We start from the raw sequence: 12,804 nt of genomic DNA, 5'->3' as shown, positions 1-12,804 counted from the left end.
GTACGGGACGCCCCCTTCAAGGGCAATGTCTGCAGGGGTAGCCTAGCTCGGTAAGGCGCTGGTCTCGAAAACCAGTGGGCCTCGCCCTCGGGAGTTCAAATCTCCCTCCCTGCGCTGACCCGCCCTCTTGCGCGCCTGCGGGCGCGCATCTTCCTCCCTGCGCTCACCCGCCCTCTTCGTGCCTGCGGACAGGCGTCTCCATCGCCGCGCTCAGCCGCCGGAGGCGCACGCGATGACCGCGAGTGGGCGATCCCCCCAACAAACCTTATCCGCCCCCGGGACCCTCGAAGGCCCGAGGCTTGAACCCGTGCTCGCCAACCTGAAGGCCTTCCTGGGCTCGAAAGGAAACGTCATCCTCCTTGCTGGGCTCATGCTGCTTCCTGGCACCGTCCTCGGCGCCCAATACGGATTCTACGCCGGCGTCCCCACGCTCGAGATGGGGGAGCGGTGGGACTACGAAACCCGCACGGAGGGCCTCATGCGCGTTCCGCGCGTCGAGATGCCGATGGACATGACCATGGAGCCCGGCTCGCCGCCGGCCATCATGTCTGCCTCGACGACCTGGGTGGAGCAACCCATCGACGAGAAGGGCGCGATGACGCTCCGCGTCATCGACACGGCCGCGGAAGTCGCCGGGATCCCTACGTACCGGTTGTGGACGCGCTCCAATGGCTACACGCACGAAAGCGACATCACGCGCGCGGACCTGAACCCGATCGTCGTGAAGCGCATGTCGGCGACGGATGGGAAAGCGACGAACGTCGAGGCGGAGGAGCTTCCGCTCTACCGCTTCCCGCTCCACGCGGGCAAGAGCTGGACATATGACGCGCCCGACGAGAAGGTCGTGGTGACGTTCACCGTGCTCGACCGCGACTTCCGGTCGTTCAAGGGCTCGATGGTCGAGGCCTACCACATCCGCGGCTCGGTCGCGCTCGACGAGGCGGAATACCGGAAGGCGCAGGAGGAGGGCCTCGAGCGCGCCCATTTCGCGCTCGACTATTGGTACGCGCCCGCCGTCCACGGCCTCCTCGAGGTCGTGTTCTCGATGGATCTGTCGATCCGCGACGGCTTCGCGATCAATCTGCGCCACTCGATGACGCTCGTGGACCACCGCCTCGACCCCCTCTCCCCGGCCGAGGTCGCGGTGCTGCGCCACGGCCTCGCCGTGTCGGGGCCCGACGCCGTGAACCTCGCCGAGGGGACCGAGGGACGCTACAAGGTCACGCTGGGCGACGGCGCGCCGATTCCCGACGGTGTCGAGGTCGCGTGGCGGCTCAACGGCGCCCCGATCGGGGCCCGCGGTCCGGAGGCAACGGTCGCCTTCGCGGACGTCGCGATGCACCACGTCGAGGCCGCGATCGAGAGCCGCGGCGACGACTTCATGAGCGCGAGCCGCGGCGTCGAGGCGAGCTACGAGAAGGTCTTCTCGACGCCCGCGAACCCGCTCGGCGTGAAGGCGACGTTCGAGTTCCCGGTCGGAGCGATCCCTGCGAACCTCGCCGTCCGATACCGCGTCCCGACCTGCCTTGCGCTCTGCGGAGCCAATCGCGATGAGGTCAAGCTCCTCGACGGCGCGGGCAACGCGATCCCGGCGAACCGGGGAGGGGGCGCGTGGGAGTTGAATACGGCCGGCCACGCCCCCGGCACGTGGAAGGTCGTCCTCGACCTCGGCCCCGCCCGGTCGCTCACGGACGACGTCGAGGTCCGGGTCGCGCAGAGCCCGTCCTCGCCCTTCGTCCGGGTCTCCGCCCAGACCGACGTTCGCGGCTCGCTCTTCGCCGAGACGCTCGGTTGGACGGTGGCGCCGCCGCGCGCCCCCGCCGGCGCGGGCGTCGTTCCGGGCGCCCTCGCCGCGCTCGGCGTGGACGCGTGACGGGAAGGTTCTTGGCCCCGGTCGGGGTTCGCGCGGGCATGCACCGCGCGATCCCGATCCTCGCCCTCCTCGCGCTCGCCGCGCTCCTTGCGCCCCCCGCCCAGGCGCAGCTGGGCGGCGGCCCTGAGCAGATCCACCTTGCCTATGGCGCGGACGCCGCGACGAGCGTCACGGTCGCGTGGGTCGGCCCCGTGGTCGCCCCGGGCGGCGCGCGCGTCGAGTACGGCGTCGACGCGGGCTTCGGCTCGAAGGCCGAGGCCGCGACGCCGATTCCGCTTCCCGGCGCGACGCACGTCGCCTACCGCGCGACGCTCTCCGGCCTCACGCCCGCAACCACCTACACGTATCGCGTCGTGACGGGCCAAACGAGCGAGGCGTTCACCTTCACGACCGCGCCCATCGGCGACGCCCCGTTCGTCGTCGCGGCCTGGGGCGACCACGGGACGACGGATCCCGCGGCCGTCACGGGGACGAAGAAGGCGCCCGGGGAGAACGTCGCGCTCGCGATGAACCTCACGCCGGACTTCCACATCGCGGCCGGCGACCTCTCCTACTCGAACGGCGAGCCCTCCGTGTGGGACGCCTACTTCCGCATGATGCAGCCCTACGCCTCGGGCGTCCCTTACATGACCGCGGTCGGGAACCACGAGCGCGAGCCGGGCCAGGGCTTCCACCAGTACGACGCGCGCCTCGCGATGCCGTCGAAGCCCGGCGAGCGCTGGTACGCCTTCCGCTACGCGAATGCGGTGTTCGTGAGCCTCGACACGGAGCACGCGTGCGTCATGACGCCCGTGGAGGACCGGCTCCCCGGCTCGCTCCCGACGCGCTGCCAGACCGGCCCCAACCCGGAGCAGCGCGGGTTCCTCGAATCGACCCTCAAGGCCGCGCGCGCGGACGCGACGGTGCGCTGGGTCGTCGTATTCCACCACTATCCGATCTGGAGCGACGCGCGGCACGGGTCGAACATCGCGGTCCGCAACCTCTGGGCGCCGCTCTACGACGAATACAAGGTCGACGTCGTGGTGCAGGGACACGACCACGTGTACGAGCGGACGAAACCGCTCGTCGGCACCACCGTCTCCGCGGTCGGCACGACCTACGTCACGGCCGGCACGGGCGGCATCTCGCACTACAAGTTCAAGAGCGACACGCCCCCCGAATGGGAGGCGGCGCGCAACGAGGAGGACTTCGGCCTGCTCCTCATGTCCTTCGACAACGACACGCTCGTGGGCGAGTTCCACACGCTTGCGGGCGAGGTAAAGGACCGCTTCACGCTCGTCAAGGACGCCTCCGGCGGATCGGGCCTCGCGCCCGACGGCGCCGCGTCGCCGACGCCCGACGCGACGCCCACCCCGAAGGCGACGCCCGGGCCGGCCCTCCTTGCGGGCATTGTCGTGGCGACGCTCGCGGCGGCCGCCGCGCGCCGCCGCGCGTGAGAGCGTCCGCTCGCCCGCCCGTCACGACGCTCCGTTGCGTCCAGGGTTTATCCTTTTCCGGTTATCCCCAGAGGAGACTCCGGCGCGCGCTTCATATCGGAGGCGGAGAGGAGGTGAACGGGGAGACCCGAACGATGCTCGACCTCGGACCCATCCTGAATCACGGCGACGAACGCCATCCGCGCTACCGCGTCCTCATCGACGGCGAATGGCGCGATCCCGTCAAGGGAACGTACTTCGAGGTGACCGAGCCCGCGACGGGCGACGTCATCGGCTACGTTCCGCGACTCAGCGTCGAGGAGGTCGAGCGCGCGATCGACGCCGCCCACGCGGCGAAGAAGGCGATCCGGAAGATTCCCGCGATCGAGCGCATCGAGATCCTCGAGCGCGCGCGCCACCTTCTCGAAAGCGAGAAGGACCGCTTCATCGAGATGATCGTCCGGGAAGCCGGGAAGCCCATCGCGGTCGCGAAGGGCGAGGTGCACGCCTCCTTCGAGCGCATGGCGCTCACGATGGAGGAGGCCCGCGCGATGCACGGCGAGTACATCCCCGGCGACTGGGTCAAGGACACGGTCGGCAAGTTCGCGGTCGTCCGCCGCGAGCCCCGCGGCGTCGTCGCGGCGATCACCCCGTTCAACTATCCGCTCTTCATCGCAACGGCGAAGATCGTGCCCGCGCTCGTCTCGGGCAACAGCGTCGTCGTCAAGCCGTCGAGCGAGGACCCGATCGTCCTCCTCATGCTCGCGCGCGTGCTCGAGCAGGCTGGCGTTCCGAAAGGCGCGCTCAACATCGTGACGGGCCGCGGCCGCGAGGTCGGCGACACGCTCGCGTCGAGCCCGAAGATCGACATGGTGACATTCACGGGCTCGACGCCGGTCGGCGAGCACATCGCGCGCGTCGCGGGCATGAAGAAGCTCCACCTCGAGCTCGGCGGCAAGGGCGCCTCGCTCGTGCTCGCGGACGCGAACCTCGATCTTGCCGCGCGCGAGAGCGTGCGCGGCGCCCTTCGCTTCAGCGGCCAGCGCTGCGACGCCGTGGACCGCATCCTCGTCGATGCCGGCGTTGCGGACGCGTTCGTGCCCAAGCTCCTCGCCGAGGTCGCGAAATACAAGATCGGCGACCTGCGCGACCCCGCGACCCAGATCGGGCCCCTCATCACGCCGGAGGCCGTGAAGACGGTGGACGCGCTCGTCCACGACGCGACCGCCAAGGGCGCGAAGCTCCTTGCGGGCGGCACGTTCCGCGGGCAGTTCTACGAGCCGACGGTCCTCGACCACGTGACCCTCGACATGCGGGTCGCGTGGGAGGAGAGCTTCGGCCCCGTGATCCCGATCCTCCGCGTCGAAGGCATCCCCGAGATGATCCGCATCGCCAACATGAGCGAGTACGGCCTCGACGCCTCCGTGTTCACGAACGACCTCTACAAGGCTTTCGGCATCGCGAAGCGTCTCGAGGACGGCGAGGTCACGATCAATGGAGCCCCTGCGCACGGCGTCGGCCACTTCCCGTTCGGCGGCAACAAGAAGTCCGGCGTCGGCCGCGAAGGCATCGGCGCCTCCATCGAGGAGATGACGCGGCAGCAGACCATCGTCGTCAACCTCCCGCCGGCCTCGACACCCTACGGGTTCTAGGTCGACCGGACGCGGGTGTCCGGATCCGGACACCCGCGCCCTCCCCCTGCCGCGCTTCCGACCATACGCTCAAGTGCGAGAGGACACCATGCGAGCGCGATGGGTCACGTCCGCGTCGGCCTCGTCGGCGCCACCGGTTACCTCGGGTCCGAGCTGCTCAGAATCCTCGCGCGCCACCCGCGCGCCGAAGTCTCCGTCCTCGCCTCCTCCAAGCAGGCCGGAAAGGGGCTCGCCGAGGTCCTCCCCGAATTCGAGCGGATCCTCGATCTTCCCCTCGTCCCGCTCGCCCCGGAGGCCTTCGCGGACGTGGACGTCGTCTTCCTCGCGACCCCGCACGGCGTCGCCCGCGCGCTCGCCCCGGCCCTGCTTCAGCAGGGCAACCGCGTCGTCGACCTTTCGGGCGATCACCGCCTCGCGCAAGCCGAATCCGCGCAGCGCTGGTACGGCGAAGCCCCGGCGGACGACATCCGCGCGAAGACCGTCTATGGGCTTCCCGAGCTGAACCGCCGTTCGATCCGCGACGCGAGGCTCGTCGCGAATCCGGGCTGCTACCCGACCGCCAGCGCGCTCGCGGTCGCCCCCCTCGTCGCCGCGGGCGCGGTCGAGCCCGCGATCGTGATCGACGCGAAGTCCGGCGTCTCGGGCGCGGGCCGCGAGCCGACCGCGCAGCTCCACTTCCCCGAGATGAACGAGTCGATGCGGCCATACAAGGTCGGCGACCACCGCCACCAGCCCGAGATCGCCCAAACGCTTGCCGCGTGGGGCGGGGCCGCCGTGGACGTCGTGTTCACGCCCCACATCGTCCCGATGAACCGCGGCATCGTCGCGACCGCGTACCTCCGCCCCGTCGCGGGCGGGCCGCCCGCGGACCTCGCGGCGCGCTACGCCAAGTTCTACGAGGCCGAGCCCTTCGTGCGCGTCGTGAAGCACGACCCGGACACGCGCCACGTCCGAGGCACAAACTTCGCGGACGTGCGCGCCTACGCGAACGGCCGCACGGTCGTCGCCGTCGCGGCGATCGACAACCTCGTCAAGGGCGGGTCGGGCCAGGCGATCCAGAACATGAACATCATGTTCGGCCTCCCCGAGACCGAAGGCCTCTTCACCGCGGGGGTGGGCCCGTGAGCGAGCCCGTCGTCGCGCCCGGCGGCATCGTGGACGTGCGCGGCATCAAGGCCGCGGGCGGCCACGCGGGCATCAAGAAGAAGCGTCGCGACATCGCGATCGTCCACAGCACGGAGCCCAGCACGACCGCCGCCGCCGTGTTCACGCGGAACGCCGTCGTCGCCGCGCCGCTCGTCGTGAGCCGGCGCCACGTCGCGGACGGCCGGGCGCGCACCATCGTCTGCAACTCGGGCTGCGCGAACGCGGTCACGGGCGAGCAGGGCGAGCGCGACGCGGAGACGACGTGCGCGGCCGTCGCGAAGGAGCTCGGCGTCGCCGCCGACGAGGTCATCGTCGCCTCGACCGGCGTCATCGGCCGCTTCCTCCCCATGGACCTTCTCGTGCCGGGCCTGCGCAAGCTCGCGCACGAGCTCGACAAGGCCGCCCCGGGCGAGGCCGCCGAGGCGATCATGACGACGGACCTCGTTCCGAAAGAGGTCCTCGTCGAGGTCGAGATCGGCGGCGCGACCGTCCGGGTCGGCGGCATCGCGAAGGGCTCCGGCATGATCCACCCGAACATGGCGACCATGCTCGGCTTCCTCGCGACCGACGCGAAGGTCTCGCCCGCGGCCCTCGACCAGGCGCTTCGCGCGGCCGTGGACGAGACGTTCAACATGATCAGCGTCGACGGCGACACGTCCACGAACGACATGGTCGCGATCCTCGCGACCGGCGCCTCGGGCCTCGCGGAGATCGGCCCCTCGGGGCCCGCCTACGACGCCTTCGTGGACGCGCTCACGCTCGCCTGCCAAAGCCTCGCGGTGAAGATCGCGCGCGACGGCGAGGGCGCGACCACGCTCATCGAATGCCGCGTCCAGAACGCGCGCACGCTCGAGGACGCCCGCAAGGCCGCAAAGAGCGTCATCGGATCGAGCCTCGTGAAGAGCGCGGTCTTCGGCCGGGATCCCAACTGGGGCCGCGTCCTCGCCGCCCTCGGGTACTCGGGCGCGGCCTTCGACCCCTCGAGGGTCGAGCTGTGGATGGGCAACCCGTCGGGCCGCGCGCGCGTCGTGCACGAGGGCGCGGCAAGCGACACGGTCGACGCCGAGGAGCTCCGCCGACTCATCACGAAGGACCACGTCATCTTCATCCTCGACCTCCACGACGGCGCCCACCACGCGACCGCGTGGGGGTGCGACCTCTCGTACGACTACGTAAAGATCAACGCGAGCTACACGACGTGATCGCCATGAGCACGAAGATCGTCGTCCCGGAGGAGAAGGGCCGCATGAAGGGTATCGCCGTCGTCAAGCTCGGGGGCCGCCCCCTCGAGACCGCCGAGGGCCGCGCGCGACTTGCGGAGGCGCTTGCGACCCTCGTCGCCTCCGACGTGCGCCTCGTCGTCGTCCACGGCGGCGGGGCGCAGATCACCGCCGCGCTCGAGCGCGAGGGCGTGAAGCCCACATTCGCGCGCGGTTTGCGCGTCACGGACGCGCGCACGCTCGAGGTCGTCGAGACGGTGCTCACGCGCCTCGGCAAGGACCTCGCCCACGCGCTCACCCGCGCGGGGGCGCCCGCGGTCGGCCTCACGGGCCGCGACGGGAATCTCCTCGCGGGCGCGGTGAAGGATCCCGAGCTCGGCCTCGTGGGCTCCGTTGCGCGCGTCGACGCCGAGGTTTTGCGCCACTTCGCCTTCAACGGCCTCACGCCGGTCGTCGCGCCGATCGCGGTCACGCCGGAGGGCGGCGCGCTGAACTGCAACGCGGACGAGGCCGCCTCCGCGGTCGCCGCCGCGATGGGCGCGCGCCACCTCGTCCTCGCGACGGACGTCGACGGCGTCCGCGACGCGACGGGCGCGATCGCGCCGACCCTCTCGGCCGCCGCGGCCCGCAAACTCATCGCGGACGGGGTCGCGACGGGCGGCATGATCCCGAAGATCGAGAACGCCCTCGCGGCCCTCGACTCGGGCGTGAAGCGCGTCCACGTCGTGAACGGTTCGGACCCCGCCGCGCTCGCGCGCCTCTTCGCGGGCGAATCCGTCGGCACGACCCTGGAGGCCTGAGATGGACGTCGCCGCGCGCTGGTCGAAGGTCATGATGCCGAACTACGGGGCGCCCTCCCTCATCCTCGCGGAGGGGAAGGGCGTGCGCGTGAACGACGCGGACGGGAAGACGTACCTCGACTTCCTCGCAGGCCTGGCCGTGAGCTCGACGGGCCACGCGCACCCGAAGGTCGCCTCGGCCATCGCGAAGCAGGCCTCGCGCCTCCTGCACACGAGCAACCTCTACGCGACGGAGGAGAACCTCCGGCTCGCGGAGCGTCTCGTGGACGCCACGGGCTACGGGAAGGTCTTCTTCTGCAACTCGGGCGGCGAGGCGAACGATTTCGCGCTCAAGCTCGCGCGCCGCCGCGCCGCGGTCAAGCGCGGGTCCGGCTACCGCGTGCTCACGTGCCAGAACTCGTTCCACGGCCGGAGCCTCTCCACCGTGACGCTCACGGGCCAGCCGAAGTACCAGAAGGACTTCGGTCCGCTCCTTCCCGAGATCCAGCACGTCCCGTACAACGACGTCGCGGAGCTGGAGGAGGTCTTCGCGAAGGGTCCCGTCGCGGCGCTCTTCATCGAGCTCGTCCAGGGCGAAGGCGGCGTCGTCCCCGCGACCCAGGCCTACGCGGAGGCCGCCGAACGCTTGTGCCGCGAGCACGACGCGCTTCTCGTCGCGGACGAGGTGCAGACGGGCGTCGGCAGGACCGGGAAGTTCCTCGCCTCGGAGATCTACGGCATCCGGCCGGACATCGTGACGCTCGCGAAGGGCCTCGGGTCCGGGGTTCCCATCGGCGTCGTCCTCGCGACGGACGAGGTCGCGCGCGTGATCGCGCCCGGCGACCACGGCTGCACCTTCGGCGGGAACCCGCTCTCGTCCGCCGCAGCGCTTGCGACGCTCGACGTCATCGACGGGGAGGACCTCGTTGAAAACGCGGCCGAGATGGGCGCGCTCCTCCAGCGGCGCCTCCGCGAGGCGCTCGGGTCCGCCGCGCGCGAGGTGCGCGGGCACGGCCTCCTCGTCGGGGTCCAGTTCGCCTCGCCCATCGCGAAGGCCGTGAAGGTGACCTGCGAGCGCGAGGGCCTCCTCGTGGGCGCGATCGGCGACCACGTGATCCGCCTCGCGCCGCCGCTCGTCGCGAAGCGCGGCGACGTCGAGGAGGCGGTCGCCATCCTCGCGCGGGCCGCGAAGGCCTCCGCGTGACGAGGACCTCGGCGGCTCCGCCCCGAGGGGCGCATAGGGTTTCGGCAAGGCCTTCATACGTCCGGAACACCTCGACCCTTCGGGAGGCCTTCCGAATGAAGATCCACCTGGTCCTCGTGAGCCTGCTCCTGATCGCGCCCTTCGCCTTCGGCGAGACGACCCGGGAGACCACGCTCACGGACGACTACGGCCCCGCGATCGGGCAGAGCAACCCCTTCGTCACGGCCGCCGCCCAATCGGCGAACTTCGTCGCCCCGCACGACGCGATCGCAGTCATCGTGAACGTCACGGACGACCTGTTCGTCGACACGTACTTCACGATCTGCATCAACAAGAACGTCGCGAACCCGGCCTCAGCGCGCAACTGCACGAGCTCGGATGGCGACATCGAGGCGGGCGGCATCAACTCGGTGACGCTCAAGGCCGCGGTCAAGGAGGGCGAGAACGTCCTCGTCTTCGTCTTCGCGAGCTACTTCGACGAGGACCTCAACGTCGCGGGCGGCACGTTCGGCGAGGTCAAGGCCACGTTCATGAAGCCGGTCCCGCCCGCGGCGTAGGCCGCGGCGGTCATGGGCCAGGTGGTCAGACCACGTGTGCCGGCGCTTCGGTACAGGTGGTCAGACCACGTGTCCCGACGCCGCGGTACAGGTGGTCAGACCACGTGTCCCGACGCCGCGGTACAGGGGGTCAGACCACGTGGCCCGTCCTCACGCCCCGCTCACGATGCGGTTCAGCGTGTCGAAGCTCGCCATCATGTCGCGCTCCTCGATCACGAACATGGTGTCCTTGTAGACGCTGATGACCTCGATGAAGTTGATGCCCTTCGAGGAGAGGCTCGTGGAGAGGTAGGCCATGATGCCGGGCACGTCCTCGATGACGTCGGGGCTCGTGACGATGAGCTCGACGAGGTTCTTCTGCTCCTTGAGCATCTCCTCCTCGCCCAGGATCTGCCGGATCTCCCCGCTCACGGAGCCGTCCGTGATGACCGTCACGGATCCCGTGCCCTGGATGACGTGGAGCGGGTGGTTGCGGCCGCGCATCGCGCTCATGGCCTTCTCGAGCTTCGAGTAGATGTGCCAGCTCGGGCGCATCGTGAGGATGGAGACCTTCGTGCGGATCTCAAGCTTGGAGCGGCGAAGCACCAGGAGGATCGCCTCCTCGTTCACCTTCGCCTTCGGGTCCAGCTCGTACCGGCGGCAGGCGACGAGCGCGGCCTCCTCGCTCTTGAGGCCCTTCTCCTCCATGATCTGCCGCGCGAGCGCGCTCAGGTTGATGATCCCCATCCGGAGGCAGTCCTTCACGGACGGGTGCGCATCGATGTAGTCCCGGACCGCGGAGGCGGTCGAGACCTCGCCGGCCGCCTTCTTCTTGGCCCGGGCCATGGACGGGCGAACCCGGTTTCCCGGCATCAAGGTTCGGTTTGGGACATCCGAGTCCGGCCTGCCACGGCCGGGCCGGTGGGATTCACCGGCCCGAGGAGGTCATTCGTGGCCCTCCCGATCCTCTTCGGAGCGCTCGCGGAGTTACCGTCGTCCGCGACGGCAGACCCTTGTGACGGGACCCTCCCCATCGCAGACGGCTCAGCCTCAGCCGCCCTCGGCGCTTCCGGCATGACGGTCGCCGCGCACACCCCAAAGGGAGGCGGCTGCGTCCAAGTCGAAGGAAGCCCCACGATGGGCCGAGCTTGCGCCTATGGCGACGCCCCGAACGCCTACGTGCTCGCGGGATACGCCTGCCTGAACGGAGGCCCATGGGGCATGGACGGATGCTGGCACCCCACAGGAGGATCGGCGACCACACCCTGCAACGAACGGTGCCTCACGACCGTCCGCCTCGATTGCAGCAGCGAGCCGCTCCCGCCGCCCGAGGGGTGGGTTCGGCACGAGTACGAACTCCTGTATCCAGACTGCATCGAGCCGGGACGGGAGGAAGGCGGGAAATGCTACCTCCACATTGACATTGGGCGGACCACCCAGGTTGACCCAATGACACTTCAGCCAGGAACGAATTGCCTCCAAAACTATTGCCTAGTGCGCCAGCTCATGCAAGCCACGCTCGTGAACTACGCGGGGCCCTACTCCTTCATCCGATGCCATCAAGGCACCACGGCCATGATGGTTGGCGGCGCCGTTTGCCACCGCTCGGGGACCAACGTGCCACCGGTCGACATCCCCGGCATGCTCGTCGCTGGCGCGTTCTACCCATACCAAACGATGCCATACTACGAGTGGCATGAAATCCCACCCGGCGCAGCCTGCACGCGCACGTACACCCAACAAGTCGATTACCTCCTCATCCAGCCCATTCACAACGATCTTGATGTCTTGGAATGGGGCTCGATCCGGAAGGAGAGCGAGCCGTACATCGTCCAAAATGGAGCGGGAGCTGCGGGCCCGTGTCCCGGGTGAGGGGCATGGGAACATTCAAGCCCGTGCGAGAACACCGTCGTCGTGTGCCTATCAAGGTAGTCCTCGCGCTATTGGCTTTGACAGCGCCTGCCTGGATGGGTCTGTTTCCAATGGCCCATGCTACCGACACGTATGACAACTGCCCGCGGCAAGGGTCGCTCGTTTCTGTGGACCAGTTGCCGCCGGACGGTGGCGCCTTCGTGACTCATTTTCGCACGACAGGAAATTCTGCCAGTTGGGATTTCCACGGCGAGCGCGATTCCTCGAAACCCACCTCAGTGATCTCAAGCACACTCTATCTCGTCGAAAACGGAAAACTCGTGGGCCTGACCGACGGCATGAACTTCGGCGCCAATTTCTATGGCGAGCACGGCTACGCACGAGTTTCCGTCCTCGACACGGTAGCGCTTTCCGTGGGAGAACGGCGAACCACGTACCACGGCTCGCAATGCGGGTGGGGTGGCCATACCATTTTCGGACCATGGAAAAACGGCGCGGAATTCGTTCTCGTGACGATATCGGTCGGCCGCCAAGGCGAAAACGGCTGGTCGGGCCTCGACATCGGGAATGGTACCGAGCAATTCCTCTGGAATTACACGACGACAAACGCCGGCGTCATCCGTTCGCTTGACCTCGACGGCACTGTTGCCGACGTGGGAGGGGGAGCACTCTTCTGGGCCGGCCAAGGGTTGGCGGTCGGGGGCTCCCTCTCGATCCCGATCCAGCAGGGGTTCTATGGCCATTTCCCCGACATCGATCAGGGCGGCCTCATCAACACCAACATCGGCCTTCGCGAATTCGTGGATCCCCAAGGGCGATCCCACTTCGACTGCAACCTCATCGTCAACTACATCGGCCGGATCCCGTCGGCGCCATGCGCCCGGAATCAACCCGGTTTGGCCCAGGCGTTCGTGGGCCCTCCCGGCACATACTCGCTGCGCCACTACGGCACGCTCCAGTACGTTTCGGACATCCCTGTGATCGCCGATTGGGTCGACGCGCCGCTCCCGCCCGGCATCACTTACTGACAACACACCCACGGAGCGCATTGGGGGATCCCGCGCGATCGCCGGCCCACGACCCCGACGGCGGACCGTTGCGAGGGGA

Annotated in this window: 11 protein-coding genes and 1 tRNA gene; 11 read left to right on the top strand and 1 reads right to left on the bottom strand. The window is 69.2% G+C overall.

The window, feature by feature from the left end:
* Positions 1 to 31 precede the first annotated feature (31 nt).
* The 9 genes from VM889_06700 (at position 32) to VM889_06660 (ending at position 9,846) form a co-directional block, all read left to right on the top strand.
* A tRNA-Ser gene (locus VM889_06700) sits at positions 32 to 114 on the top strand.
* Between the two features lie 193 nt (positions 115 to 307).
* On the top strand, positions 308 to 1,873 hold the full coding sequence (locus tag VM889_06695) for a hypothetical protein (GenBank protein HVL48226.1): 1,566 nt from the start codon (positions 308 to 310) through the stop codon (positions 1,871 to 1,873).
* 38 nt (positions 1,874 to 1,911) lie between these two features.
* Entirely contained in the window at positions 1,912 to 3,309 is a 1,398-nt protein-coding gene (locus VM889_06690; protein ID HVL48225.1) for a metallophosphoesterase family protein, read from the top strand.
* A 113-nt stretch (positions 3,310 to 3,422) separates the two neighbouring features.
* Positions 3,423 to 4,940 carry an aldehyde dehydrogenase family protein gene (locus VM889_06685; GenBank protein ID HVL48224.1) on the top strand — a complete coding sequence of 506 codons (1,518 nt, stop codon included), beginning with the start codon at positions 3,423 to 3,425 and terminating at the stop codon, positions 4,938 to 4,940.
* Positions 4,941 to 5,039: 99 nt separating this feature from the next.
* Complete coding sequence (argC, locus tag VM889_06680; GenBank protein ID HVL48223.1) at positions 5,040 to 6,065, top strand: N-acetyl-gamma-glutamyl-phosphate reductase; 1,026 nt, start codon at positions 5,040 to 5,042, stop codon at positions 6,063 to 6,065.
* The gene (gene argJ / locus VM889_06675; GenBank protein ID HVL48222.1) at positions 6,062 to 7,288 is read left to right on the top strand and encodes a bifunctional glutamate N-acetyltransferase/amino-acid acetyltransferase ArgJ; all 1,227 of its coding nucleotides are present in this window, start codon (positions 6,062 to 6,064) and stop codon (positions 7,286 to 7,288) included. Before argC ends, argJ begins: the two co-directional genes overlap by 4 nt.
* Positions 7,289 to 7,293: 5 nt before the next feature.
* A complete protein-coding gene (gene argB / locus VM889_06670; protein ID HVL48221.1) occupies positions 7,294 to 8,106 on the top strand; it encodes an acetylglutamate kinase in 813 nt (270 codons plus the stop codon).
* Between the two features lies 1 nt (position 8,107).
* Complete coding sequence (locus VM889_06665; protein ID HVL48220.1) at positions 8,108 to 9,289, top strand: acetylornithine transaminase; 1,182 nt, start codon at positions 8,108 to 8,110, stop codon at positions 9,287 to 9,289.
* A 95-nt stretch (positions 9,290 to 9,384) separates the two neighbouring features.
* The gene (locus VM889_06660; protein HVL48219.1) at positions 9,385 to 9,846 is read left to right on the top strand and encodes a hypothetical protein; all 462 of its coding nucleotides are present in this window, start codon (positions 9,385 to 9,387) and stop codon (positions 9,844 to 9,846) included.
* A gap of 150 nt (positions 9,847 to 9,996) precedes the next feature.
* On the opposite strand, the gene VM889_06655 is transcribed toward VM889_06660, so the two are convergent.
* Positions 9,997 to 10,671 (bottom strand): hypothetical protein, encoded by a 675-nt coding sequence (locus tag VM889_06655; GenBank protein ID HVL48218.1) that lies wholly within the window; start codon positions 10,669 to 10,671, stop codon positions 9,997 to 9,999.
* Between the two features lie 660 nt (positions 10,672 to 11,331).
* Between VM889_06655 and VM889_06650 the strand changes: the two genes are divergently transcribed.
* Both VM889_06650 and VM889_06645 read left to right on the top strand, forming a co-directional pair.
* Entirely contained in the window at positions 11,332 to 11,697 is a 366-nt protein-coding gene (locus VM889_06650; protein ID HVL48217.1) for a hypothetical protein, read from the top strand.
* Between the two features lie 44 nt (positions 11,698 to 11,741).
* Positions 11,742 to 12,725 (top strand): hypothetical protein, encoded by a 984-nt coding sequence (locus VM889_06645; GenBank protein ID HVL48216.1) that lies wholly within the window; start codon positions 11,742 to 11,744, stop codon positions 12,723 to 12,725.
* Positions 12,726 to 12,804 lie beyond the last annotated feature (79 nt).

Source organism: Candidatus Thermoplasmatota archaeon (assembly GCA_035540375.1).
Classification (GTDB): domain Archaea; phylum Thermoplasmatota; class SW-10-69-26; order JACQPN01; family JAJPHT01; genus DATLGO01.
Note: the sequence above shows the minus strand (reverse complement) of the source record. Positions and strands in the feature narration are given on the sequence as shown.